Source organism: Nonomuraea sp. NPDC049624, assembly GCF_040675255.1.
In the GTDB taxonomy this organism is placed as follows: Bacteria; Actinomycetota; Actinomycetes; order Streptosporangiales; family Streptosporangiaceae; genus Nonomuraea.
In genome coordinates this window covers 340,367-364,468 of the sequence record NZ_JBFAOR010000009.1, presented here as the reverse complement: position 1 = coordinate 364,468, position 24,102 = coordinate 340,367, and the positions used below count along the sequence as shown (strand labels likewise).

Below are 24,102 nucleotides of genomic sequence, written 5' to 3'. Positions count from 1 at the left end.
CCCGCCCTCCTGCGACAGGCCGGTACCCCGGCCGGCGAGCCCGACGTGCTCCCGGAGCCTGCGCCTCAAGAAGCCGGGGCTCCTCTCAGGTTCCGCCGCCGCCGGGTCAAGGCGGCCGCGGCGGTGAAGGCCAGGGCCGCGCATCCGAGTTGGGCAAGGGCCGTGACGGTCGGCACCGACGGCAGGTCACCGAGGTCGCCGAGGGCCGCCGCGGGCACGAACAGCAACAGCGCCGCCCGCCGCCCCACGGCCGACCGGCACGCGTACCCGGCGGCCAGCCCGACCACGACGAGCCAGGGCACGGGTTTCCAGCTCACGACGTCCTGGTGGGCGATCACGTCCACCCAGCGCACGATGGCCTTGCTGGCGGTCAGCCCGGCCACGGCGAGCGGCCCCCACAGCAGGAACGCGCGCCGGGGAACGACCGCGATCGCGCGGTACGCCACGGGCGCGAAGGCGATGACGACGGTCGCGAGCCGGGCCAGCAGGACCAGGCCGTGGTTGGGGAACAGCAGCGTGTCCACATCCAGCACGCCTGGGTCGTCGGCCAGATCCAGCATGAGCGCGACCAGCGCGGCCACGGCGATCCATCGCCGGGCGAGCAGCACGGCCAGCACCGGAAGGGCCGCGACGACGATCGGCTCGGCCAGGTACAGCATCCAGGCAGGCCGCTCCACAGCGGCGGCCCCCACGTTCGCCACCGCTTCGGCGCCCTGGAGCACCGCTGTCGCCAGCGCACCTGTGAGCATCAGGAACGGCCACAGCGCCACGGCGAGCGCCAGCCCGGCGCGCCACGCCGGCGAGGACACCGGGCCGAAGGCACGCCGCCCGTGGACGCGCAGCGCGCCCCACAATAAGTCCGCCGCGTCGGCCAGATGAGGACGGGTCTGGCCCGGCCGCGCACCGGCCAGGAGCACGCCGATCATCTCTTCCTCGTGCCGCGCCCGGTGATCGCGTGGGTAGGTGGCCAGGAGACGGCGGTAGCGGGATTCGAGCGGGCTCATGCCGTCCCTCCCGAGCCGATCGCGCGCAGGCGTACGGTGGCCGCCTTGGCGTGCCGGCGCATGCGCTCGGCCTCCGCCGCCAGCCTCGCGGCGCCGTCGCCGGTCAGCCGGTAGTAGCGGCGCACCCGGCCGTCGACGATCTCTTCCCGGTCCTCGGCGATCAGGCCCTCTTCCTGGAGCCGGTCGAAGGCCGCGTACAGGGTGCCGGCGCGCAGGCGAACCTGGCCGTCGGAGATGCGCTCCACGTCGGTGATGACGCCGTATCCGTGTTGTGGACCGGCGGCCAGCGCGGTCAGGATCAGGAAGGTCGGCTCCTGCATCGATCTCATGTGATCAATATATACCGGTCATCGGTCTATGGAACGAGCGGCACTCCGGAGCGGGCTCTAGCGGCGGCGGCCCGTGGACCTCCTGGTGCAGGTGGTGCAGCGGCCGGTCCACGACGGCGTCGAGCCGCCGTCGTCGTTCGCGCAGGAGCCGCCGATCGTCATCGAGCAGGTTCCGCTGTAGGTGCGCGTACGGGTGCCGGCGTCATCGGTGACGGCCGGGGGCTCTTCCTCGACGACCATCGCCTTGCTGCCCTTGCCGCCGCTCGGGCGCGCCTTGAACGATTCGGAGTACTCGTTCGAGAAGTAGGAGCCTTTCGCGGCCTTCCTGCCGACCGCGGGGATCCGGCGGGAGAGCGGGAGGTAGTACCAGCCGTAACCGGATCTGTCGTTCTCGCAGTGCTTGTCGGCGGCGCGGACCCGGGTCTCCTCGCGGACGCAGATCTCGATGCGGTCGTCCCTGTCCAGGATCATGTTCGTCACGCCCTTGCCGCCCTTCTTGGGGGCTCGGTACGTCAGGCCGTCGTACTCGCCGGTCGTTCCCTTGCCGACCTTCCTCCCGATGGCGGGGATCCTCGCGGTGGCGGGCAGGAGGCGGCGGGCGTAGCCCTTCTCCTTGTCGTCGCAGAGCTGGTAGTCGACCCTGATCGAGGTGGCCTTCCTGACGCAGACCTCGACGCGGTCCTCTTCCGCTTCTTCCACGTCGTCCGTGCTGTCTGCCGAGGGGTCGCCGCTCCACGCCTGCGGGGGCTGGACGGCCTGCTCGGGGGCGGGGGGTGAGGCCGAGCATCCCGCGGCGAGGAGGAGTGCCGCCAGGGAGATGCAGGCGAGGCGTAAGACGGTCGGCGACAAAGGGCCCACTTTCTGAATATGTCGGTATATCGCAGTCGTGACGATCAACGACCCACCTCGGAACCGGGGTTCCCCCATTCAGGTAGGGCGAACTTCCCCTTTCGCCGCAGGAAAATACAAGCACGTGCGGGTCTGCGAAGAAGCGCGGCCAGGCCCGCCCACGCCGGCCGCGCCTGCTCCTGATCGCTGTGCGGCACGGGCCCCGCCGCGGTCGCCGGCCAGGGACACGCCTTTCTGTACGGCACGGGCTCGGCCGCGGTCGCCGGCTAGGGACACGCCCTTCTGTACGGCAGCGTGGGCACGATCACCCGCCACTGGGCCGCGCTCAGCCCGCCCGCCTTCGCGCACACCGCCGCCGCCATCGCCTCCCCGCCCGCGGCGTACCGCCTGACGAGGCCGTTGCCGTCCACGGTCAGCACGGCCGACCCGTCGGCCGTGAACGCCACGTCGAGCGGCTGCCCGATCTCCGGGTCCTGACCGCCGCCCTGGTCGAGCAGCGTGCCGAGGTCCGTGCCCGACATCACGTCGACCAGCCGCACCCTGCCGCCCACCTGGAGGGTGGCGAGCAGGTCCTCGCGCGGCGAGTAGGCGGCGGGTTCGCCGAACCCGCGCACGGTGGCGAGCCTGCGGCGCGTGGCCACGTCCCAGACCGTCATCCGTTGCCGCGCGTCGAGCACCACGACGGCCTTGCCGGAGCGGGTGAAATACGCGCGCACCCCCTCGGCGTTCCTGCCGCCGCCGCCGAACGCCGGCCCCAGGGCCTTGCCGCTGGCCGTCTCCAGCAGGTGCACGCGGTCGCCCGCCACCACCAGCGTCCGCCCGTCGGAGGAGAAGGCCGCGTACTTCGCCGCGCCCGCCCTGGCCGACCACACCCGCCGCCTGGTCCGCCGGTCCCACAGCTCGACCCCGCCCTGCTCGGTGACCACGGCCAGCCTGCCGCCGTCGGGCGAGAAGGCCACCTGCGCGGCGGACGTGCGAATCGTCCCCTGGACGGCGGCCGAGGCGGTGTCCACGATCCGCACCCCGGGCCCGTACGTGGCGACGAAACGGGAGTCCGGGCTGAACACCGCGTTCTCCGCCTCCGGCAACGCGCCGATCTTCCGCCCGCCGACGGCGGACAACGCGCCGTCGCGGACCACGAGATGCCCGTCGCCGCTCAGCGCCGCCGTCGTCACGATGTGATCGTCGTCCTCGAGAGCCAGGTCCGCCACGTTCACCGAGAAGACCTGGTCGCCCAGCAGGTAGCGGAACGTGCTTCCGTCGAAGGCTCCCTGCACCGCGTCCTCATCCGCACTCACCTGGACCGAGGTGAGCAGCTGCGTGTCCGACCTGCGCCAGAACTGGATGGAGCGCGGTCCCACCGTCGCGATGAGGCCAGGGCCGAACACGGCCGCGCCGCCGTTCCAGGTGCCCTGGGTGCCGGCGCCGTCCTTGTCGCCGATGAAGTCCTTCGCCCCGGTCCTCAGGTCGGTCAGCTCCAGCAGGCGACCGCGCCGTGCGGCGCGCCAGACCCCGTCCCGGCTGAACGTGCCCGCGGGGGCGGGCCCGAGCGCCTTGGCGGCGCCGGTTCGCAGGTCCCAGCGGGTACGCCGGTCAGCCTCCTCGAGCAGGACGGAGTCGTCCCGCTCGAACACCACGTCGACCCACTCGCTCGTGAAGTCCTTGGCGGCGGGGAAGGCGTGGTCGCTGATCGGCCTGCCGCTGACGAAGTCGACCGCGGTGGCGCGCGTGGCCGTCACGGTCACCAGCACCTTGCCCGACGGGCTCAGCGTCACGCTGTCCAGCGGCTCGGCCGGGCGGGTGGGGAGCGTCCGCAGGAGCCGGCCGTTGCGCACGTCCCACGCGCGCGTCGTCGTGGAGTCGGCGCTGACCAGCGTGCGGCCGTCGGCGCCGAGCGTCCGTACCGTGTCGCCCGCGGTGGACGGGTCGCCGAACATCGCCGTCTCGCGTCGCCCCAGCGAGGCCACCAGGGCCGCTCTGGTGGCCGGCGTGTGGTCCAGCCGCCAGGCCGCCAGGCTCGCCAGCATCGCCTGGTGCGGGTCGTTGCGGCGGGCCGTGGTCGCCGCCGCCGCCAGCCTGGCCGCCTCCGATCGGGTCAGCTGCCCGGCGATCTGCTCGGCCCGGTCGTCGGCCACCGCGCTCTGCTGCACGGCCAGCCCGCCGGCGACCAGCGCGATCACCAGCAGCCCGCCCAGGCTCAGCGAGGTCAGCCGGGCCCGCCTGGCCCGCTGCCCGGCCAGGGCGGCCGCCGCGGCCAGGAAGTCGCGTTCGGCGGGCGACAGGGTGATGTCGCGGCGGGCGGTGGCCGCCCAATGCAACGCGTTCTCCAGGTCGCTGCCCTGGAACAGGTCGCCGTCCCGGCGTCCCGCCGCCTCCCAGCGCCGCGCCGCGGTGAGGATCTGCCGGTGGACGGCCAGGCCGTCGAGGTTGGACTCGATCCACCGGCGGTACCGCGGCCAGGCGTGGGGGAGGGCCGGTCTGGCCAGCCGTACGCCGCCGTCCTGGCTGGCCAGGAGATAGCCGAACACGGCGAGGATCCTCCGCACGGCGGCCACCTCGCGCGAGGCCCGCCCCTCGACGAGCTCGGCCAGCTCGGCGTGCCGGACCGACAACTCGCCCGCCTCGTCCACCGTCACCAGCCGCAGGAACACCTCGGGGACCAGCTCGCGCTCGGCCGGATCGAGCATCGTGTACGCCTGCTCGGCCAGCGTGCCGAGCGCGGGATCGTGCCCCCGCGCGCCGATCCCGGCGGCCTGGTGGCCGCCCTGGGCCAGCAGGCGGGCGGTGTCGAGGGCGCCGTCGCCGCTGACCAGCGCCAGCAGCAGCTCGCGGGCGGTCGGCCGCTGGGCCGGCTCCTTGGACAGCGCCGAGGAGACCAGCCGGCGCAGCGTCCTGGGCAGGGCGGACAGGTCGGGGGTGGCCGACAACACCTGGTGCATGACGCTTCCCAGGCTCTCGGCGTGGAACGGATCACGGCCGGTGGCGGCGAAGACGATGACGGCTCCCCAGGCGAACACGTCCGCCGAGGCGTCCGCCCGCTGGCCGATGAACACCTCGGGGGCCATGTAGGTGGGCGTGCCGCTCACCACGCCGGTCGCGGTGAGGGACATCTCGGCGGTCCTGGCGATGCCGAAGTCGATCACGCGGGGACCGTCCGGGCCCAGCAGCACGTTGTCGGGCTTGAGGTCGCGGTGGATCACCCCGGCGTCGTGGATGGCGGTCAGCGCCGTCGCGATGGCGGTGGCCAGGCGGTGCAGGTCGTCACCGGCGAAGATCCGGCCCGCCGTGCGCAGGCTCGGGCCCTCCACGTACTCGCTGACGATGTAGGGACGCGGGCCCTCCAGCCTGGCCTCGATGATCGACGCGGTGCAGAACGAGGCCACCCGCTGCGCGGCCGCCGCCTCCCGGCCGAGCTGGGCCACCTGGTCGCCGTGCAGCACCTTGATCGCCACCCGGCGGCCGTCCTCGGCATAGGCCTCGTACACCACGCCCTGGCCGCCGGCACCGAGCCGCCCGGCCAGCCAGTACCCACCGATCCGCTGAGGGTCTCCTTCGATCAACACGCTCGTTTGATGCACTCATCACGGACGAAGTTCCGCCCGAAATACCGGGAAGAGAGGGCCGAACCCTTTTCGATCGAGCTGCATCCAACCCTGACATGAACAAGATTCAGAACCTTGCCGCCCTGGCCGTGCTCCCCGTTGCCGCAGCTCTCGTGGCCTTCCCCGCGCAGGCGGCGGAGCGTCCCAGTTGTCCCCTGCCCTCCAAGGCGGACGTGCGGCGCTCGTCGGCCGACAAGGTCGACAAGCCCGCGAGAGGCGCGGCGGCGATCAAGGGGGTCCGCGTCAACCACATCCCGAAGGGCTTCACGAACGGGCAGGTGCTCGTCAACAAGCATGACGGCATGGTCGAGTACAGCTACCAGTGGTCGGACGATCGCGACGACATGAGCCGCCGGCACCGGTCGCTGTGGGTCAGGGTGGTGTGCTGGCCGAAGGCGACCTCGCTGGCGGAGCTCAAGAACGCGCCCTTCCACATCGGGACGTTCTCCGGTGACCCGACCACCGCGAAGATCGGCGATCGCCAGGTGCTTCGCCAGCAGGGTGACGGCGCGCTGGGGGCCGGTGTGTACACGGGCTGGGTCGAGCGCCCGGGAGTCGTCGTCACCGTGATGGCGACCCCGCCTCTCGTGCCGGAACTGACGAAGATCATCAAGGGCATCCGGCTCTGATCCTGCGTCCGACCTCGACTCCGCACCGGCCGGGAACCAGCCGCAGCGGATCGCGCACCGATGAGGTTTCCGGGCCGCGCCCGTCTGTACACGTGAGACCGACTCACGGAAGGCTGGCAGGATGCGGAAACTGATCTTCGGCATGAACGTGACCCTGGACGGCTACATCGCCGCGCCCGGCGACGACATCGGCTGGAGCGCGGGGGAGGGGCCGGACTCGTCGCCGAGCGCCGAGCTGTTCCAGTGGTGGTACGACCAGATGCGGGCGAGCGAGCTGTCGCTGTACGGCCGCAAGTTGTGGGAGGCGATGAGCTCCCACTGGCCGACCGGCGACCAGCTGCCCGGCGCCACCCCGGCGCAGATCGCGTTCGCGCGCCTGTGGCGGGACATGCCGAAGGTGGTGTTCTCGTCGACGATCGACAAGGTCGACTGGAACGCCCGCCTGGTCACCGGCGACGCCGTCACCGAGATCACCAGGCTCAAGGCCGAGGACGGCGGCCCGATGGACATCGGCGGCGCGACGCTCGCCGCGGCCGCCATGCGGGCCGGCCTGATCGACGAGTACGCGATCGTCACCCATCCGGCCCTGGTGGGCGGTGGCACGCCGTTCTTCACCGCGCTGGACAGCTGGGTGAACCTCGACCTGGTCGAGACGCGGACGTTCCCCGGCGGCGTGCTGCTGACCCGATACGAGACGCGGCGCTGAGCACGGGCCGCCGCGCTGAGGACGAGGAGGACGGCGAGGCCGGCCCGTGCGCCGGCCCTGTCCGGTCACAGCGTCGCGGGCAGGCCCAGCCATGGTTTGCCGGTGGCGTCGAACCCGGTGAGCTCGGCGATCCTCCCGTCGACGATGTGCAGCACCGCGATGTTGAACAGACGGTGTCGCGGGTCGTCGGCGGTGCGGCGGTACAACACGGCGGCGGGCATGAGGTTGACCGTCGTGGCGATGCAGCGCCAGTCGTCGTAGCCGCGCTGGAAGAGGCCGTGGGAGACCCAGCCGTCCACCGCGTCCCTGGCCGTGACGGTCGAAGTGCCCGGCTCGGGCAGCATCGTGAAGCGCAGGTCGTCGCGGAGCAGGGCCGTCAGCCCGTCGAGGTCGTTGCGTTCATGGGCGTCCATGTACGACTTCACCACGCCGCGCTCGTCCTGCGACAGCTCGTGCGTGGCCGGGCTTCGCCAGTCGAGGCGGCGGCCGGGCAGCTGCTCGCGCACCGTCACGCGCGCCCGCTGCAGCGCGCTGGTCACCGACGCGACGGTCAGTTCGAGGGCGCCGGCGGCCTTCGAGGCCGGCCAGCCGAGGACGTCGCGCAACACGAACACCGCTCGCTGCCGCGGCGGCAGGTGCTGGACGGCGACGATGAACGCCAGCTCGATCGTCTCCCGCGCCACCACCGACTCCTGCGGGTCCACCGGGAGCATCCGGTCCGGGTAGGGCTGCAGGTGGTGCACCTCCGAGCCCGCGCCCGGCAGCTCGGCGGGCACGGGCATGCGGTCGTTGCGCTTGTCCAGGAAGTCCAGGCAGGCGTTCGTCGCGATCCGGTACAGCCAGGTCCGCAGCGCGGCGTGACCCTTGAACGACTCCCGCCTGTTCCACGCCCGCAGGAACGTCTCCTGCGTCATGTCCTGGGCGTCCTCGTAGTTGGCGAGCATCCGGTAGCAGTGCACCTGGAGCGCGTGCCGGTAGGGCTCGGTGATGAGCGCGAACTCTGCCGCGTCGTCCGAGCGGGCCGCCGCGATGAACGCGGCCCCGTCGTCGGCCGGCAGTCTGGCGTCGGTCATGGTCGTCAATCCTTCCGCGGGTGGCGAGGGCTGTCAGTACTGACGACGTGGCGGAGGATTTCTGAGCGGTGCAGCCGCTGACACCGGGCCGTTCGTCAGGGAGGGCCGCTCGCCTTGACGTAGTCGGGGCCGAGGACGTCCAGAAGCGCCAGGGCCTCGGCGTCAGGGGAGCCCGGCGGCGCGCTGTAGAGGATGAGGTTCCTCGCGCGCCGGGCGAACGGGACCCAGAACAGGTCGTGCAGCACGAACGCCAGCCGCTCGCTCGGGGTGAGCGAGTCGAGCACCACGAGGAGGGCGAGGCCGACCGAGTCGGCCAGCGCCGCCTGCTCGTCCGGCGTGGGCTCGTCGCCGGGTGTCCCCAGCAGGGCGCGGCTGGCGATCATCTTGGCGGCGTCGGCTGACTTGCCCAGGATGTGGCCGATCTCCTGGACGGTGCCGCTCGGACGGATGGCCGAGCCGCGCGAGGTCGCCGAGGTGGCCGCGTGGCTGCTCAGCGACCGGGCCTCGATGGTGACCGGCGCGATCGTGCCGGTGGACGGTGGCGCCGGCGCGTGAGGACCAGCCTCGGCCCCGGCTGCAGCCCGGCGGGGAACCTGCGCCCGGCTTCGCGCGGGACCCGATTGATTTGTCCAATTTGTCCAAGCTTCGATCTTGTGAGCGGACGCGGGCTACAGTGACGACGGCCAGCAGTCAAAGGCAGTAAAGGCTGGCCGAAACCCGAGGAGAACATGAATGAGAAGAACGTGGCCAATGGCGTTGGTGGCCCTCGCCGCTGTCGTCATGGGCGGCGCTACGCCGGCGAGTGGCGACGCCGGCGACCCGGCGGCCAAGGCGACGACCGCAACCGCGGGAACGACGGCGGCCAAAGCCGCGGTCTGCGGTAGCGCGTCGCTGAACGGCCCCGCCACACCGCCGGCCGGCGCGGTCGTGGTGCCCGCCGGCGACAACAGCGGCGTGGACTTACGCAAGGCGAACACCACGTACTACTTCGAGACCGGCACGCACACCCTGGAGCCCGCCCAATACGCCCAGATCCTGCCCGGTGACAACGCGACGTTCATCGGCGCGCCCGGCGCGGTGCTCGACGGGAAGGGCGTGAACCAGTACGCGTTCGGTGACACGGCGACCGGGGTCACCATCCGGTACCTGACCGTCACCGGGTTCGTGGCGCCGCAGGAGGAGGCCGTGGTCAACCACAGCGCCGCCGACGACTGGGTCCTGGAGCACAACACGTTCCGTGACAACTCCGGCGCGGCGCTGATGGCCGGGGCCAGGAACCAGATCCGTGGCAACTGCATCAGGGACAACGGCCAGCTCGGCCTGAACGCGTCCCAGCACGGCGACCACATCACCGGCCTGGTGGTGGCGGACAACGAGGTCACCGGCAACAACACCGACGACTGGGAACACCAGGGCCAAGGGTGCGGATGCACCGGTGGCCTGAAGTTCTGGGCGGTGAACGGCGCCGACGTGACCGGCAACTGGGTGCACCACAACCACGGGCCGGGGATCTGGGCGGACACCAACAACAACGACTTCCTCATCGAGAACAACCTCATCGAGGACAACGACTCGATCGGGATCTTCTACGAGATCAGCTACAACGCCGTGATCCGCAACAACACCCTGCGCCGCAACACCTGGAAGGCGGGTGCCGAGCGGGCTGCGAAGGGCGACTCGTTCCCCGACGCGGCGATCTACCTGTCCGAGGCGGACGGCGAGCCGCGCATCCCGGCGCGCACCGGCAAGATCGAGGTCACCGGCAACCTGCTGGAGAACAACTGGGGCGGCATCACCGCGTGGGCGAACGCCGACCGGTTCTGCGGCAGCGCGGCCTCGACCACCAGCGACTGCACCCTGATCGTCGGGCCGGCCAACACCTCGAAGTGCTCGCCGCCCGCCATCAAGGACCAGCCGCTCTACACCGACTGCCGCTGGTGGACGAAGAACCTCGACATCCACCACAACACGTTCTCCTTCGCACCCGGCGCCGTCGACGGCGGCTGCTCGACGCAGTACTGCGGCCAGATGAGCCTGCTGTCCAACTGGGGCACGGCGCACCCGGACTGGTCGCCGTACCTGGGAGAGAAGATCGAGAAGTCGATCGTCTTCGAGTCGAACAACTCCTGGCACGACAACACCTACACGGGACCGTGGCAGTTCAGGATCTACGACATGGGCAGGCGCGTCACGGCCGCGGAGTGGGTCGGTCCCCAGTACGGCCAGGACGCCGGCAGCACGTTCGACGGCAAGGCGCCCGAGGTGCCGCCGCTCACCGAGCAGACCTTCGAGGACGTCTCGACGGCGCCCTACTCCGCCTGGTACGGATCCAGCCTGGCGCACCAGACCGGCGACGCGCACGGCGGCACCGGCTCGCTGCAGCTGACCAGCACCGAGGGGTCCGGCAGCGCGGTGGCGCTCGACAAGTACCCCGGATACAGCGGTGTGATCGCCGGTAAGAGCTACCGCGTGTCGCTGTGGTACCGGGAGGCCGTGGCCACCATGCCCACTGTCACCTGGAACGTGCGCTGGCGCGACGAGGACGGCGCGGTGCTGCGTACCGACCCCGTCTCCCTGCCCCGGAAGACGGCCTGGACCGAGGCGGCCGGCACGTTCACCGCGCCGGCGGGCGCGACCCGCGTCGACTGGACCTTCGTCTGGAGCGCCCCCACCGGGTCCGCGTTCCGGATCGACGACGTGGCGATGCGTGCCGCGCAAACGCCGTAAGCATGAACAACACCGAGGCCCCTCTGACGGGGGCCTCGGCCCGACGCGGTCGTGGTCCCTGTCGCCGCGGCCCTCGTCGTGCTCGGCCCGCAGCTGACCACCGCGCTGTTCTCCCACGGCAACGCCTCGGCCGCCGCCGCACGAGCCCTCTACGCCCTGGCCGCGCGCCTTCTCCGCATCGCCGAGTTCAGGATCCTCGCCGCCGTCCTGCGAGGGCCGGTCAGGCCTTGACGGCGAGGCCGCCGTACATGGAGACCATGGAGTCCTCCACGAGCAGCGCCCGGTCGTCGGGCCGCCACCGGTGCACCGGCACCACACCCGGCTCGATGAGCTCGAATCCGGAGAAGAGCTCCTCGATCTGCGCCCTGGTACGGGCCTTGGACATGATGCCGCGCCGGTTGTACTGGGCGACGGCCTCGCTCACCAGCCGGCTCGGCGCGCTGTCGAGCGTGATGGTGGACAGGGCCAGGAAGCTGCCCGGCGGCAGCGGCTTCATCAGGTGCTCGATGATCGAGCGGACGGCGGCGTCGTCGCGGATGAAGTGCACCACCGCGATCAGGCACAGCGCGACGGGACGGGTGAAGTCGAAGGTGTCGCGGACCTCGGCCGAGCCGATGATGGCCTCCGGGTCGTTCAGGTCGGCCTGGATGTAGCGGGTCCGGCCCTCCGGGGTGCTGGTGAGCAGGGCGCGGGCGTGGACGAGGACGAGCGGGTCGTTGTCCACGTAGATGATCCGGGCGGCGGGGTGAGCCCGCTGGGCCACCTCGTGCAGGTTGGGCGAGGTGGGCAGCCCGGTGCCGATGTCGATGAACTGGTCGACGCCGCGCTCGGCCGCCAGGTGGCGGGTCACCCTGACCATGAAGTCGCGGTTGGCGCGCACGGACGTCGGCATGTACGGGGCGATCTTGATGACCTCCTCGGCCGCCGCGCGGTCGGCCGCGAAGTTGTCCTTGCCGCCCAGGAGGTAGTCGTAGACCCGCGCCGAGTGCGGCACGTTCGTCTTGAGATCGACCGCCGTACGCCCGTCGCCGGCCACCCCCGCACCTCCATGTTGATCAACTGCCATGCGCCCCACGTTAGCGGGATTCAGGCGGCGGAATCCGGCGAATGCCACCTGGAACGACAACATCCTGGGCTCAGCGCGAGGAGGGCTTGCTCTTCTTGCGGGCGCGGCGGTCGGGGACGGGGGAGCGGCCCGCGGAATGGTCGGCGAACGCCTCGGCCGCCTTGGCGGGGTCGCCGTCGCGCAGCAGCGAGACCAGGCGGCCGTGCTCGTCGGCCATCGCGTGCCAGTCGCCGTCGAAGAGCGGGTCGGCGATGGCGCGCAGCGCGCGCAGGCTCGGTTCGAGGACCTCCCACATCCGGGTCAGGAACGGGTTGCCCGCGATCTGGCTGACCCTGGTGTGGAAGGCGATGTCGATGTCGCGGAACTTGCCGACGTCGTTCATCGCCACGGCCTGGTGCATCTGCTCGACGAGGTCCTCCAGCTCGCGGAGCTGGTCGTCGGTGACGTGCCCCGCGGCGAGCTGGGCGGCGAGGCGTTCGAGCGGCTCGCGCACCTGGCGGGCGTACTCGGCGTGCTCGGTGGAGATCTCGACGACGAAGTTGCCGCGGCGCGGCACGTGCACGAGCAGCCCCTCGCGGGCCAGCTGCTTGACGGCTTCGCGAACCGGCGCTTGACTCACGCCCAGACGGCGTGCGATCTCCGACTCCACCACGCGCTCGTTCGGCGCGAGGTCGCCCTCGACGATGGCCTGCCGGAGCAGCTCGTACACCCGATCGGAGATCAAGGTGGGACGGACCGAGTCTTTGCTCGTGGCCAGTCTGGAGGCGAAGTCACTGTTGGCTTGCCGTGTCGATGCCATGAAGTCCTCATCATGCGATCTCGCGCGTCCCCGGTCCCCGGTGTCATGATACGCGATCATCGGTTAGCAGGTATCGATTGCAGCCGATCCGCCAGCCAGGCGAGCTTGACGGCCTCGTGCGCCGGGCCGCCGCCCTCGTGGTCGTTGAACGGGTAGACGCTGATCCGCTTGCGCGCCGGGGGCAGGTCGTGCAGCGCGCCGTAGTGGTTGAAGGCCGCGTACACCGTCGAGGGCGGGCAGATGCGGTCCATGAGGCCGACGGAGAAGAGCGTCGGCGCGTTGGCCCGGCGGGCGAGCGTCGCGGCGTCGAAGTACGACAGGGTGCGCATCGCCGTCTCGGCGTGTTCCCGGTGCAGCTTCACGAACCGGGTGAACTCCACGTACGGCGGCTGGTCGGTGAACGTCGTCGCGCGCCCGAAGTGGCACAGGAACGGCACGTCCGGCATGACCGCCACGAGGTCGGGGACGAGCCCGGCCGCGGCCAGCGCGATCCCGCCGCCCTGGCTGGTCCCGGTCACCGCGATCCTGGAGGCGTCCACCTCCGGATGCGTGCGCACCGCCGCGACGGCCCGCACGGCGTCGGTGTACAGGCGGCGGTAGTAGTACCGCTCCGGGTCGAGCACGCCGCGGGTCAGGAATCCGGGGGCCGCGACGTCGCCGGTCGCGGGATCGGGGTCGGGCGTCTCGGCGCCCTGGCCGCGGGTGTCCATGACGAAGTGCGCGTAACCGGCGCACGCCCAGAGCCGCTTCTCGTGGGCCACGCCGCGGCCGCTGCCGTAGCCGAGGTACTCCACGACGGCGGGAAGGGGGCCGGTCCTGGTCACCGGCAGGTGCAACCAGCCCTTGACGGGGTGGCCGCCGTAGCCCGCGAAGGTGACGTCGAAGGTGTCGATCGTCGCCAGCCCGTTCGGCGCCGGCTCGGCCGTCATGGCGAGGTCGACGCCGCTGGTCCCGGCGAGGGTCTTCGCCCAGAACGCATCGAGGTCCGCCGGTTCCGGCAGGGTCGGCAGGTACCGTTCGAGCTGGTCCTGGGGGAGGTCGAAATGGGCCATCGATCAACCAATCATCGCTTATCGATCAACTGTCGCATCGAAGCAGGGGCTCCGGAGCGTTGTCAACCGGAGGTGCCAGGCGGTACGCGCGCTCGGCGGTCGTGCGCAGCACCCGTACGCGCTCCCCGGCCGTCAGCCCGGCGAGCCCGAGAGTCGAGAGCCGCAACGACTCCGCGCGGGACCCGCGGGGCAGGCAGATCGGCCAGTCGGACCCGACGACGCACCGGTCGGGACCGAACGCCTCGACCACGTGGGCGACCAGGCCGGCCACCCGCTCCGGTGGCACGCCGTGCTGCTGGGTGAGCAGGCCGGAGATCTTCATGATCACGTTCGGGGTGCGGGCCGCCCGCCGCACGTGCTCGCGCCACTCCTCCGGATCGGCCGCCAGCAGGTTCGGGGGGTTGCCGAGGTGGTCGACGACCACGGTCAGCTCCGGGTGCCGCGCGGCGACCTCGGCCGCGACGCCGACGGCGGCGGCGTGCAGGTTGAGTTCGAGCGCCACCCCGAGCTCGGCCAGCACGGGGACGAGCGCGCGGGCCGAGGCGGGCGTGGCCGCCCACGAGGGGCCGCCGAGCCGCATCCCGTTGGGCCGGGCCTCGTCCATGAGCTCCCGGAACCGGGACGGCTCGATCCCGGCGTGGACGTTGAGGTTGCCGACGTGCCCGGTGATCAGGCCGGGGTGACGCAGGTGCAGGTCGCGCAGCCGCCAGGTCTCGCCGCGGTCGCCCCTGGACGCCTCGACCAGGATCGTCCCGGTCAGGCCGAGGCCGTCGCCCGCCGCGGCCAGGTCGCCGGCCGTGAACGACCGGTGGTGGGGCGACTCCGGTGTGATCCACGGATAGCCGCCGTCGAGGTCCCAGAGGTGGGCGTGGCAGTCGATCACCTGTGCTCCGTATGTTCGGCCAGTATTGACACGTTGATCCGAGCTCATGATGATTCTAATCATCGGCTATCGATCAGCGATTACAGGTGTTCTCATGCGCATGGCAGCAAGACGTCCCGGCGGCGCGGCAGAGCGGGGTGGCAGGCGGTGACGGCCTTCGACGCCACGCGCGTGCCGGAGGTGCGGGCCTCCCGCGGACTGGCGACTCCGCCGCGGTGGGCCGTGTTGGAGCGGGAGCTGTTCGCCGTCCAGGACAAGGCGTGGCGGATCTTCGCCGACCGCTACACCGAGGACGACGGCCGGCTGGTCTTCCGCGACACGCTGGGGGAGGGGCTCGACGGCCGCGACGGGGTCGACGACTTCTACGAGGCGTTCTTCAACTGGCCCACGCTGTACCTGCTCGGCGGCAGCGCGGACGTCCTGGCGGCGGCGCGGCGGCACTGGCGGGGCGTCACCGCCCAGCTGACCGGGATGGGCATGCTGGTCGAGGGGTTCGAGCGCGGCTACGACTGGTTCCACCAGGGCGAGGGCATGCTGCTGTTCTACGGGCTCTGCCTCGCCTCGCCCGATGACGGCGAGCTCAGGGCGCTGGCCGGGCGCTTCGCCGACCTCTACCTGCCCGGCGGCCCCAACTACGACCCCGAGCACCGGATCATCCGCGCGCCGCACAACGGCGCCGCCGGCCCGCGCTGGGGCTTCAGCGACCACGACGTGTACTTCCCGTGGAGCCTGGCCTTGCGCCCCTACGGGCTGCCCCTGGACTGGATCGACGAGGCCGCGCCCTTCGACGACCTGGCCGCCGATCCGGCGCGGGCCCGCGCGTACGGCCGCGTGATGTGGGAGCGCATGGGCCGCGGCGACACGATCGTCAACCTCTGTGCGACCAGCCTCGTCACCAACGCCTACCTGCTCGGCGGCGAGTCCCGCCACGCCGACTGGGTGGTGGAGTACGTCGACGCCTGGCGGCGGCGGCTGGACGGCCGCGACGTCGTCCCCGACAACGCCGGCCTGCACGGCGTGGTCGGCGAGCACCTGGACGGCCGCTGGTACGGCGGCCACTACGGCTGGTCCTGGCCGCACGGCCTGCCACCCGTCGGGACGGCGGCGATCGTCGGCGCGTCCAACGCCATGTTGCTGACGGGTGACGCGTCCTACCTGGACCTGGCCAGGAACCCGCTGGACGTCGTGCTCGGCCGGGCCGAACGGCGCCGCCCCGCCGACGTCTCCACCGTCACCAAGCGCTGGCGGCCCCACCTGCGCGGGCTGGAGCACGAGCCGACGCTCATGGCGCCCATGCGCCGCGACGACTCCGGGTGGTTCGACCACAACATCATGCCGACCCAGCTGCCGGTTGCCCTGTGGCAGTTCAGCCGGGCCGCCGCCGACCGGGAACGCGTCGACCGGCTGCGCGAGGAGGCGAGCTGGGACTGGACGGCGGTGCACACCCAGCGCACCAAGGAGGAGTCCGGGCACGAGGAGCCCTGGTACGAGTACCTCGCCGGCCGCAACCCCGGCTTCCCCGAGCGGATGCTGCGCAGCGCCATCGACACCTGCGCCCAGCGGCTGGAGTCCATCGCGGCCGACCCGGTGGACCCCGCCGTCGGCCCCGACGCGTTCGGCATCCACGACTGGCAGGACCGCAACCCGGTCGTCACGGAGGCGCTGCTGCAGCTGACCACCGGATCCCCGCAGGTGCTCTACAACGGCGCGCTGGCGCAGATGCACCTGCGGTACTTCGACGCGGAGGAGCGCCGTCCGGGCCTGCCCGCCGACGTCGCCGCGCTGGTCACGAGCATCGACGCCGGGCACACCGTGGTCGAGCTGGCCAACCTCGGCGAGGCTCCGCGCTCGCTCGTGGTGCAGGCGGGCACGTTCGCCGAGCACGTCATCCACGAGGTCCGCGCCGACGACGAGCCGCCCACACCGGTCGAGGGGCCGCATGTCCACGTGCGGCTGCCCGGCTCTACGCACGTACGGCTCACGCTGACGATGACGCTGCGCGGCGGGAGACCCACGTACGAGGCTCCGCCGATGGAGGTGCGGCGATGAGGGCCGAGCTGCCGCGGCTGGGCCTCGGCACCGCCCCCATCGGCAACCTGTTCCAGGACGTCTCCGAGCAGGACGCGGCCGCCACGGTGGCCGCCGCCGTCCAGGAGGGCGTCACCTACTTCGACACCGCGCCCCGCTACGGGCACGGGGTCGCCGAGGAACGGCTCGGCCGCGCGCTCGCGACCGGTGGCGACGCCGCCGAGCCGGTGATCTCGACCAAGGCGGGCTGGCTGCTGCGCCCCGGGCAGACGGTGGTCACCGACTGGACGGAGCACGGCATCCGCCGGTCGCTGGAGTCCAGCCTGGAACGGCTCCGGCGGCCCTCCGTCGACATCCTGTACCTGCACGACCCCGACGACTTCCCCGACGACGTGCGCCGTACCGCCTACCCGGCCGTGCGCAGGCTGCGGGAGGAGGGGCTGGCCGGCGCCGTCGGCTTCGGCATGAACCACAGCGAACCGCTGGCCGCGTACGTGGCCGAGTTCGACGTGGACGTCGTCCTCATCGCCGGGCGGTTCTCACTGCTCGACCACGACGCGCTGACGACCCTGCTGCCGCTGTGCCTGAAGACCGGCACGGCGGTGGTCGTGGGCGGCGTCTTCAACACCGGCCTGCTCGCAGACCCGCGTCCTGGGGCCATGTACAACTACCGGCCGGTGCCGGGCGGCGTGCTGGCTCGGGCCGAGCGCTGCCGCGCCGTCTGCGCGGAGTTCGGGGTGCCGCTCGCCGCGGCGGCCGTGCAGTTCCCCTTCCTCCATCCCGCCGTGCGGTCGGTCGTGGTGGGCTGCCGGTCGGCGGCCGAGGTGAAGGGCAACGCGGCCGCCTCGCGTACGGAGATCCCGCCGGAGTTGTGGCGCCGGCTCGCCGAGGAGGGCTTCGTCCCTCCCGAGCTGCTGGACGGATAGAGGAAGACCCCGGCGGGGCGGGTTCGCCGCCCCGCCCCCCGTCTCTCAGTCGGTCTCGCGGGCGGCCAGGTACTCGGCGAGGCCGGCTCCGGTCAGCGGGTAGTAGTCCGACAGCCGGCCGCCCTCGTCCAGGCGGCGGCGGGCGAACTCCTCGCGGTCCTGGTGCAGGAGGGAGTCCTCGGCCACCGCCATGGCGCTGCGCTGCGGGACGACGACCGCCCCGTCCTCGTCGGCGACGATGAGGTCGCCGGGCGTCACCAGCGTGCCGCCCACCCCGACCGGGACGTTGAAGGCCGAGGGGAACAGCTCGGCCTGCGAGGCGTAGTGCGGCGTCACCCCCGTGCACCAGATCGGCACGCCGAGCGCGCGCACCCGCGCGGCGTCGCGCACCCGGCCGTCCACGACGATGCCGGCCCCGCCGCGCAGCTTGAAGTAGCGGACGAGCATGTCGCCGAGGCAGCCGGTGAAGTGGCTGGCCTGCGCGGAGATGACCAGCACGTCGCCGGGCCGGATGGATTCCAGCACCGCCCACAGCGCGGTCTTGCGCTCGGCGTCCTCCTGTCCGGTGCCGGAGAAGACGTCCTCGCGCTGGGGCAGGAACTGCAGGGTCACGGCGCCGCCGGTGATCCGCACACCGGGCTCCCTGTGCAGGGGGACGGGGCCGTCGATGAAGGTCCGGGTGATGCCCATCTGGTGGAGCTTGGCGCAGGCGGTGGCGGCGCTCACGTCCGCGAGGGCGTCCACCAGGCCCGCGCCGGGCCGGACGAAGGGCGAGGAGTGCGCCGGCCCCAGCATCGTCTCGTAGACGCCGGTTCCCGGGGCCCCGACATGCCCGTTCGTGCTCATTTCTGCCTCATCCCAACACATCGACAATTATCGCCTATCGATGGTAGATGTAACTGCCGACCGATGAGGGCTGTCAACCGTGAGAGGAGACCGGGATGCCGGCGGGGCCGACGGAGTGGTTCGAGGAAGCGCGGTTCGGGATGTTCGTCCACTTCGGGCTCTACAGCCTCGCCGCCCGGCACGAGTGGGTGCGCAGCCGGGAGAAGATGCCGGACGAGGACTACGACCGCTACCTGGAACAGTTCGATCCCGACCTGTTCGACGCGGCCGAGCTCGCCAGGAACGCCCGCGCCGCCGGGATGCGCTACGCGGTGCTGACCGCCAAGCACCACGACGGGTTCTGCCTGTTCGACTCCGAGCTCACCGGCTACACCAGCGTCCGCGCGGCCGGCCGGGACCTGGTCGCCGAGTTCGCCGCGGCCATGCGGGCCGAGGGCCTGCGCGTGGGGCTCTACTACTCGCTGCTCGACTGGCGTCACCCCGACTTCACCATCGACCAGTACCACCCGCTGCGTGACAGCGCGCCGCCGGACGCGAACGCCACGCGCGACATGGCCCGCTACCGGGCGTACATGAACGGGCAGGTACGCGAGCTGCTGACCGGGTACGGCCCGATCGACCTGCTCTTCTTCGACTTCACCTACCCGGCGAAGGGGCCCGCCGACTGGGGTGCGGAGGAGCTGATGGCGACCGTGCGCGCTCTGAACCCGCAGATCGTGGTGAACGACCGCCTCGGCATCCCCGGCGACTACGTGACGCCCGAGCAGTACCAGCCCGACCGGCCGCTCACCCGCGACGGCGTCCAGGTCAGGTGGGAGGCGTGCCACACGCTCAACGGGTCCTGGGGGTACGACCGCGACAACCACGACTACAAGGACCCGGCGCTGCTGATCCGGATGCTCGTCCAGTCCGTCGCGTGCGCCGGCAACCTGCTGCTCAACGTCGGGCCCACCGGCCGGGGCGCGCTCGACCCGCGGGCCCGGCACACGCTGGCCGCGATCGGGGAGTGGATGTCCCTGCACGCCAGGGCCGTGCACGGCGCGGGGCCGAGCCCGTTCACCCCGCCGCCCAACGCCCTCTACACCCAGCGGGCCGGCCGCCTCTACCTGCACCTGCTGTCCTGGCCGCTCAAGCACGTCCACCTGCCCGGCCTCGCCGGACGCGTACGCTACGCCCAGTTCCTCCACGACGGCTCCGAGGTGCGCTTCCACCAGGCGGACGGGGACCAGCACGAGCACAACAACCTCGCCCTGCCGAGCCAGCCGCCGGGCACGCTCACGCTGACCCTGCCCGTCGCCGCACCGGACGTGCCGCTGCCGGTCGTCGAGCTCGTGCTGCGCGACGACGATGGTTCCTGACGTCACCGCGCGGCCGGTGTGGGACGCGGCGCCCGCCGGGGCCCGCGACGCCGTCCTGGCCGCCGCGGCCGAGGAGCTGGCCCGGCCGGCCCCGCACCTGTCCCTGGACGACTGGGCCCGGACGTTCCGCGACGGGGCGCGGGCCGTCCACGAGGACAAGACGCGGCGGCTGCGCGAACGCGTGGACGTCCTCGCCCTCGCCGCCGTGCTCACCGGCGAGGTGGCCCCCGCGACCGCGCCCCCCGGAGCGTGCCCGCACCTGGACGCCGTCGTGGACGGGCTGATGGCGCTCGCCGAGACGAGCACGTGGTGCTGGGCGCCGCACGATCGCGGGGCCGCGGCCCGGGGCGAGGTCGTGCCCGATCCCGACGACCCCTTCCTCGATCTGGGCGCGGCCGAGATCGCGACGCTGTTCGCCTGGGCCGACCACGCGCTGGGCCCGCATCTGGACATCCGGGCGCCGGGGCTGCGCCGCAGGTTGCGCCGCGAGGCCGACCGGCGGGTGCTCACGCCGTTCGAGCGGGTGCGCGACTGGCACTGGATCGGCCGCGACGGCCGGGCCAACAACTGGAACCCCTGGATCCACGGCGCCGTCCTGGCGGCCGCGCGGCTGCTCTGCGACGACGTCCGGCGGCGGGAGCGCCTGGTACGCCTGGCCGCCGAGGGGCTGGACCACTACGTCGCCGGGCTGCCCGACGACGGCGGGATCGACGAGGGCATCGCGTACTGGTGGCAGGGGGCGTGCCGGCTGCTGGAGGCGCTGGACCTGCTGGAGGACCCCGGCCCGCCGGTGCTGCCCGCCCTGCTCGCCTATCCGCCGCGCATGCACCTCGGCGCGGACTGGTACGTCAACACCGGCGACGCTCCCGCCCGGCTCTCCGGCGAGCGGCCGTGGCAGGTGCTCTTCCGCTGGGGCGAGCGCCTGGGGCAACCGGGGACCGTGGCGTACGCGGTGGCCGCCGCACGCGGGTCCGGCGGCGTCGTCCAGCCCAGGGCCGGGCTCGGGCGCGCCATGACCGCGCTGGCCGACCGGCGATGGTGCCGGGCGGTCACGTCCGGCGGGACGCCGGACGGCTCGCCCTGGCTGGCCCGCGAATGCTGGCTGCCGCGCGTCCAGGTCATGGTCGCGCGCGAGCGGGCCGGGAGCGCGGACGGGCTGACCGTGGCGGCGAAGGCCGGCCACAACGGCGAGCACCACAACCACCTCGACGTCGGCTCCTACTGGGTGGCGCTCGACGGACGGCCGATGGTCGTGGACGTCGGCCAGCCGACCTACACCGCCGCGACCTTCGGCCCGCGCCGCTACGAGGAGTGGCCGTTCCAGAGCGCCTGGCACAACGTGCCGGAACCGGGGCACGGGCAGCTCCCGGGGGCCGAGCACGGCGCGCGGGACGTCGCCGTCCGGTTCGACGAGGGCCAGGCCGTCCTGCGGGCGGACCTGAGCGCCGCCTATCCGGCGGGTCTGCTCACCCGCTGGGAGCGGGTCGTCCGGCTGGTGCGCGACGGCCCGGAGCCGTCCGTCACCGTCGAGGACACATGGGCCGCGGGCCCGCGGACGGTGCTGTTCCGGCACGTTCTCGCCGGCGAGGTCGCGTGCGAGCCGGGCCGGGCGGTCGTCACGGCGGAGGGGGGACCGCCGCTCGAACTGCGCTGGGACCCCGCCGTCGGCGTCGCGTCCGTCGAGCACCGGGACATCGACGACCCGCGCCTCGCGCGCAGCTGGGGCTCCCGGCTGACCCGGCTGACGCTGGCCGTCACCGGCCCGGGGAGCGGCGGCCGGTTCGCCGTGAGCTTTCGCCGGCACTCACGAAATGACTCTTGAACAAGTTAGGTATGCCACATAACATCACCTATCGATAGGCGATGGACGTAGACGGTGGTCGATGTCGCCGCGTCGATCGTGTCGAGCCGCCACGCCGGCCCGCGCAGCCCGACCCCCTCACCCAGGTGGCCCCCGGGCGGGCGGCTCCCGAAGACGGCCAGTCCACCCCCGACCTTCCACCGGTCATGACTATGCAATTGGAGCGTGCAGCGGATATGGGAACACAGTTGCGCCGGGCGTGCGCGGTCGCGGTGGCCGCCACCACCGCGGTGGCCGCGGCCACCGCCTGCGGCGGCGAGGACCCGGCGCAGGCCGGCGCCACGACTCTGCGGATCATCGTCAACATCAGCCCGAACCTGACCGAGCAGTACTGGAAGGGACTGTTCGCGAAGTACGAGCAGAGCCACCCGGGGGTGAAGGTCAACCTGGAGCTCACCGGGACCGTCTCGGCGACCGCCAAGCTCACCCAGGACCTCGCCGCCGGCGACCCGCCGGACATCGCCCAGCAGATCACCCCGACGAAGGAGAACGCCGCGCTGTTCGCCGACCTCACCGGCGAGGCGTGGACCGCCCAGACCCCGCTGGCCGACCAGTACGCCGTGGACGGCAAGCGCTACCTGGTCGGCGTCGGCCAGCAGATCCAGTCGCTGGTCTTCTACAACAAGGCCGCCTTCGCCAAGGCCGGTCTCGACGCCACCGCCATCAAGACGCTCGACCAGTTCCAGGACGCCATGGCCAAGCTGAAGAGCGCCGGCTACACGCCGCTGCAGAGCGCCGGGCAGTGGGTGCCGGGAGCGCAGTTCTCCCTGATCGCCGACTCCGGCGTGCTCACCGCCGACCCCGACTGGACGGTCAAGCGCAAGCAGAACCAGGTCTCCTTCGCCACCGGCGACTACCTGAAGTACCTCCAGCGCTTCCGCAGCTGGATCGACCAGGGCTACCTCGACAAGAGCGCGCTCGGCCTGACCTACGCCGACGGGCAGACGGCCTTCCTCGACGGCAAGTCCGCGATGTACGTCATGGGCTCCTTCTTCGTCCCGGCCGCCGACGCGGCCAAGAAGAGCGACGAGATCGGCGTCTTCTCCATGCCGACCGACGGCTCGTACCCCACCGGCCAGTACGGCAACATCGCCAGCCCGTACGTGGTCGTCAACGCCTCCAAGCACAAGACGGCCGCGATCGACTTCGTGAAGTGGCTGGTCACCGACCCGGCCGCGATCGAGAGCCAGCTCGCCGCCGACGGCAACCTGCGCAAGGGCTTCACCTACAAGATGTCCAGCCTCGGCACGCAGGTCCAGAAGATCCTTGAGGAGGCGCCGTCCGTCCTGGTCAAGTCGGGCGAGCGCCAGCCGGTCGAGGGTTATCCGGCCGAGCTCAACACGCAGGTGCAGAAGCTGTACACGGGCGCCACGGCCGAGCAGGTCGCCGCCGGTTTGGACAAGTGGTGGAACTCGCAGAGCTGACCCGGCGGCCGGAGCGGCAGGCGTCCGAGCCTCGGCGCCCGCGCCGCGAGTGGCTGCCGGCCAGGTACCGGGCCAGGGCGGTGACCTTCGGGCTCGTCGCCCCGTCCGTGCTGGTCTACACGGTGATGACCGTCGTCCCGGTGGGCGTGGCGGTCTACCTGAGCCTGACGGACTGGAACGGCTTCTCCGACGCGGTGTTCATCGGCTTCGAGAACTACCTGCACCTGTTCGACGACCCGAGCTCGACCGGCGCCTGGTACGTGACCGCCCTCGTCGCCGTCACCGGCACCCTGCTCATGATCGGCGGCGGTCTGGCGTACGCGCTGCTGCTCAAGGAGCGCTCGCGGACGAACTCGTTCTTCCGCACGCTCGCCTACTACCCGCACGTGATCAGCGCGCTGATCCTCGGCTTCCTCTGGGCCGCGATCCTCGGCACCAACGGCGCCGTCAACAGCACACTGCAGCACTTCGGCATCGGGCCCGTCGGCTTCCTGTTCGAGGAGAACCTCGCCCTGGTCTCGCTCATCGCGGTGATCGTGTGGGCCGGCTTCGGGTTCAACGTCGTGTTGTTCGTCGCCGCGCTCCAGACGGTCCCCGCCGAACTGCTGGAGGCCGCGGCGATCGACGGCGCGACCCGGCGCCAGGCCAACCTGCGCGTGGTGATCCCGATGATCTCCCCGGTGGTGACCGTGGCCACCGTGCTGAACCTCATCGGCCTGATCAAGACCTACGACCTGGTCGTGAGCCTCACCAACGGCGGGCCCGCGGGCGCCACGCAGACGTACTCGTTCCTCATCCTGGCCAGGTCCTTCGAGGGGACGAAGGTCGGTTACGCCAACGCGCAGGCCGTGTTCCTCATGGTCGTGTGCGCCGGCCTCGCCCTGCTGGTGACCGCCGCGCGCAACCGGCAAGACCGCGCCACGACGAGTTAGGGGACGGT

At 72.0% G+C, this 24,102-nt stretch carries 21 protein-coding genes and 1 pseudogene; 11 read left to right on the top strand and 11 right to left on the bottom strand.

Annotation, left to right across the window (positions count from 1 at the left end):
- Positions 1 to 65: 65 nt before the first annotated feature.
- The 4 genes from AB0J76_RS35530 to AB0J76_RS35515 form a co-directional block, all read right to left on the bottom strand.
- On the bottom strand, positions 66 to 1,004 hold the full coding sequence (locus AB0J76_RS35530) for a hypothetical protein (protein WP_352327611.1): 939 nt from the start codon (positions 1,002 to 1,004) through the stop codon (positions 66 to 68).
- Positions 1,001 to 1,333 (bottom strand): helix-turn-helix transcriptional regulator, encoded by a 333-nt coding sequence (locus AB0J76_RS35525; protein WP_352327610.1) that lies wholly within the window; start codon positions 1,331 to 1,333, stop codon positions 1,001 to 1,003. The genes AB0J76_RS35530 and AB0J76_RS35525 overlap by 4 nt, the downstream gene beginning before the upstream one ends.
- A 57-nt stretch (positions 1,334 to 1,390) precedes the next feature.
- A complete protein-coding gene (locus tag AB0J76_RS35520; protein WP_352327609.1) occupies positions 1,391 to 2,182 on the bottom strand; it encodes a hypothetical protein in 792 nt (263 codons plus the stop codon).
- Between the two features lie 266 nt (positions 2,183 to 2,448).
- On the bottom strand, positions 2,449 to 5,745 hold the full coding sequence (locus AB0J76_RS35515; RefSeq protein ID WP_364392044.1) for a serine/threonine-protein kinase: 3,297 nt from the start codon (positions 5,743 to 5,745) through the stop codon (positions 2,449 to 2,451).
- A gap of 95 nt (positions 5,746 to 5,840) precedes the next feature.
- On the opposite strand from AB0J76_RS35515, the gene AB0J76_RS35510 reads away from it, so the two are divergent.
- Together AB0J76_RS35510 and AB0J76_RS35505 are read left to right on the top strand one after the other, a co-directional pair.
- A complete protein-coding gene (locus tag AB0J76_RS35510; protein WP_352328715.1) occupies positions 5,841 to 6,413 on the top strand; it encodes a hypothetical protein in 573 nt (190 codons plus the stop codon).
- A 121-nt stretch (positions 6,414 to 6,534) separates the two neighbouring features.
- On the top strand, positions 6,535 to 7,119 hold the full coding sequence (locus AB0J76_RS35505) for a dihydrofolate reductase family protein (RefSeq protein ID WP_352328713.1): 585 nt from the start codon (positions 6,535 to 6,537) through the stop codon (positions 7,117 to 7,119).
- 65 nt (positions 7,120 to 7,184) lie between these two features.
- On the opposite strand, the gene AB0J76_RS35500 is transcribed toward AB0J76_RS35505, so the two are convergent.
- Both AB0J76_RS35500 and AB0J76_RS35495 read right to left on the bottom strand, forming a co-directional pair.
- Complete coding sequence (locus tag AB0J76_RS35500; protein ID WP_352328711.1) at positions 7,185 to 8,192, bottom strand: RNA polymerase subunit sigma-70; 1,008 nt, start codon at positions 8,190 to 8,192, stop codon at positions 7,185 to 7,187.
- 215 nt (positions 8,193 to 8,407) lie between these two features.
- Positions 8,408 to 8,527: pseudogene (locus AB0J76_RS35495) on the bottom strand (RNA polymerase subunit sigma-70); the annotation flags it as partial.
- Positions 8,528 to 8,603: 76 nt separating this feature from the next.
- On the opposite strand from AB0J76_RS35495, the gene AB0J76_RS35490 reads away from it, so the two are divergent.
- From AB0J76_RS35490 to AB0J76_RS35480, 3 genes are all read left to right on the top strand, one after another.
- Complete coding sequence (locus AB0J76_RS35490; protein WP_352323578.1) at positions 8,604 to 8,747, top strand: SDR family oxidoreductase; 144 nt, start codon at positions 8,604 to 8,606, stop codon at positions 8,745 to 8,747.
- A 195-nt stretch (positions 8,748 to 8,942) separates the two neighbouring features.
- Complete coding sequence (locus AB0J76_RS35485; protein WP_352323579.1) at positions 8,943 to 10,919, top strand: right-handed parallel beta-helix repeat-containing protein; 1,977 nt, start codon at positions 8,943 to 8,945, stop codon at positions 10,917 to 10,919.
- 51 nt (positions 10,920 to 10,970) lie between these two features.
- Positions 10,971 to 11,150: a hypothetical protein gene (locus AB0J76_RS35480; RefSeq protein ID WP_352323580.1), complete on the top strand. Its 180-nt coding sequence runs from the start codon at positions 10,971 to 10,973 to the stop codon at positions 11,148 to 11,150.
- Here AB0J76_RS35480 and AB0J76_RS35475 read toward each other — a convergent pair.
- From AB0J76_RS35475 to AB0J76_RS35460, 4 genes are all read right to left on the bottom strand, one after another.
- On the bottom strand, positions 11,140 to 11,985 hold the full coding sequence (locus AB0J76_RS35475; protein WP_352323581.1) for an SAM-dependent methyltransferase: 846 nt from the start codon (positions 11,983 to 11,985) through the stop codon (positions 11,140 to 11,142). The two genes, AB0J76_RS35480 and AB0J76_RS35475, sit on opposite strands and share 11 nt — an antisense overlap.
- A 70-nt stretch (positions 11,986 to 12,055) precedes the next feature.
- Complete coding sequence (locus AB0J76_RS35470) at positions 12,056 to 12,784, bottom strand: GntR family transcriptional regulator (RefSeq protein WP_352323582.1); 729 nt, start codon at positions 12,782 to 12,784, stop codon at positions 12,056 to 12,058.
- A gap of 56 nt (positions 12,785 to 12,840) precedes the next feature.
- Positions 12,841 to 13,836: an acetylxylan esterase gene (locus AB0J76_RS35465; RefSeq protein WP_352323583.1), complete on the bottom strand. Its 996-nt coding sequence runs from the start codon at positions 13,834 to 13,836 to the stop codon at positions 12,841 to 12,843.
- 25 nt (positions 13,837 to 13,861) lie between these two features.
- Positions 13,862 to 14,719, bottom strand: coding sequence for an amidohydrolase family protein (locus AB0J76_RS35460; RefSeq protein WP_352323584.1), 858 nt, complete (start codon positions 14,717 to 14,719; stop codon positions 13,862 to 13,864).
- Between the two features lie 147 nt (positions 14,720 to 14,866).
- Between AB0J76_RS35460 and AB0J76_RS35455 the strand changes: the two genes are divergently transcribed.
- Both AB0J76_RS35455 and AB0J76_RS35450 read left to right on the top strand, forming a co-directional pair.
- Positions 14,867 to 16,768, top strand: coding sequence for a hypothetical protein (locus AB0J76_RS35455; RefSeq protein WP_352323585.1), 1,902 nt, complete (start codon positions 14,867 to 14,869; stop codon positions 16,766 to 16,768).
- Positions 16,765 to 17,673, top strand: coding sequence for an aldo/keto reductase (locus tag AB0J76_RS35450; protein WP_352323586.1), 909 nt, complete (start codon positions 16,765 to 16,767; stop codon positions 17,671 to 17,673). Before AB0J76_RS35455 ends, AB0J76_RS35450 begins: the two co-directional genes overlap by 4 nt.
- A gap of 45 nt (positions 17,674 to 17,718) precedes the next feature.
- On the opposite strand, the gene AB0J76_RS35445 is transcribed toward AB0J76_RS35450, so the two are convergent.
- A complete protein-coding gene (locus AB0J76_RS35445) occupies positions 17,719 to 18,519 on the bottom strand; it encodes a hypothetical protein (protein WP_352323587.1) in 801 nt (266 codons plus the stop codon).
- Between the two features lie 95 nt (positions 18,520 to 18,614).
- On the opposite strand from AB0J76_RS35445, the gene AB0J76_RS35440 reads away from it, so the two are divergent.
- From AB0J76_RS35440 to AB0J76_RS35425, 4 genes are all read left to right on the top strand, one after another.
- The gene (locus tag AB0J76_RS35440) at positions 18,615 to 19,877 is read left to right on the top strand and encodes an alpha-L-fucosidase (RefSeq protein ID WP_352323588.1); all 1,263 of its coding nucleotides are present in this window, start codon (positions 18,615 to 18,617) and stop codon (positions 19,875 to 19,877) included.
- A complete protein-coding gene (locus AB0J76_RS35435; protein WP_352323589.1) occupies positions 19,867 to 21,699 on the top strand; it encodes a heparinase II/III family protein in 1,833 nt (610 codons plus the stop codon). The genes AB0J76_RS35440 and AB0J76_RS35435 overlap by 11 nt, the downstream gene beginning before the upstream one ends.
- 215 nt (positions 21,700 to 21,914) lie before the next feature.
- Positions 21,915 to 23,162: an extracellular solute-binding protein gene (locus tag AB0J76_RS35430; protein ID WP_352323590.1), complete on the top strand. Its 1,248-nt coding sequence runs from the start codon at positions 21,915 to 21,917 to the stop codon at positions 23,160 to 23,162.
- Complete coding sequence (locus AB0J76_RS35425) at positions 23,144 to 24,094, top strand: sugar ABC transporter permease (RefSeq protein WP_352323591.1); 951 nt, start codon at positions 23,144 to 23,146, stop codon at positions 24,092 to 24,094. Before AB0J76_RS35430 ends, AB0J76_RS35425 begins: the two co-directional genes overlap by 19 nt.
- Positions 24,095 to 24,102 lie beyond the last annotated feature (8 nt).

Excerpts from the sequence above, each read along its gene's own strand:
- AB0J76_RS35530 (WP_352327611.1), bottom strand. The coding sequence starts at position 1,004 with ATGAGCCCGCTCGAATCCCGCTACCGCCGTCTCCTGGCCACCTACCCA.
- AB0J76_RS35525 (WP_352327610.1), bottom strand. The coding sequence starts at position 1,333 with ATGAGATCGATGCAGGAGCCGACCTTCCTGATCCTGACCGCGCTGGCC.
- AB0J76_RS35510 (WP_352328715.1), top strand. The coding sequence starts at position 5,841 with ATGAACAAGATTCAGAACCTTGCCGCCCTGGCCGTGCTCCCCGTTGCC.
- AB0J76_RS35505 (WP_352328713.1), top strand. The coding sequence starts at position 6,535 with ATGCGGAAACTGATCTTCGGCATGAACGTGACCCTGGACGGCTACATC.
- AB0J76_RS35500 (WP_352328711.1), bottom strand. The coding sequence starts at position 8,192 with ATGACCGACGCCAGACTGCCGGCCGACGACGGGGCCGCGTTCATCGCG.
- AB0J76_RS35490 (WP_352323578.1), top strand. The coding sequence starts at position 8,604 with ATGTGGCCGATCTCCTGGACGGTGCCGCTCGGACGGATGGCCGAGCCG.
- AB0J76_RS35485 (WP_352323579.1), top strand. The coding sequence starts at position 8,943 with ATGGCGTTGGTGGCCCTCGCCGCTGTCGTCATGGGCGGCGCTACGCCG.
- AB0J76_RS35475 (WP_352323581.1), bottom strand. The coding sequence starts at position 11,985 with ATGGCAGTTGATCAACATGGAGGTGCGGGGGTGGCCGGCGACGGGCGT.
- AB0J76_RS35470 (WP_352323582.1), bottom strand. The coding sequence starts at position 12,784 with ATGGCATCGACACGGCAAGCCAACAGTGACTTCGCCTCCAGACTGGCC.
- AB0J76_RS35465 (WP_352323583.1), bottom strand. The coding sequence starts at position 13,836 with ATGGCCCATTTCGACCTCCCCCAGGACCAGCTCGAACGGTACCTGCCG.
- AB0J76_RS35450 (WP_352323586.1), top strand. The coding sequence starts at position 16,765 with ATGAGGGCCGAGCTGCCGCGGCTGGGCCTCGGCACCGCCCCCATCGGC.
- AB0J76_RS35445 (WP_352323587.1), bottom strand. The coding sequence starts at position 18,519 with ATGAGCACGAACGGGCATGTCGGGGCCCCGGGAACCGGCGTCTACGAG.
- AB0J76_RS35440 (WP_352323588.1), top strand. The coding sequence starts at position 18,615 with ATGCCGGCGGGGCCGACGGAGTGGTTCGAGGAAGCGCGGTTCGGGATG.
- AB0J76_RS35435 (WP_352323589.1), top strand. The coding sequence starts at position 19,867 with ATGGTTCCTGACGTCACCGCGCGGCCGGTGTGGGACGCGGCGCCCGCC.
- AB0J76_RS35430 (WP_352323590.1), top strand. The coding sequence starts at position 21,915 with ATGGGAACACAGTTGCGCCGGGCGTGCGCGGTCGCGGTGGCCGCCACC.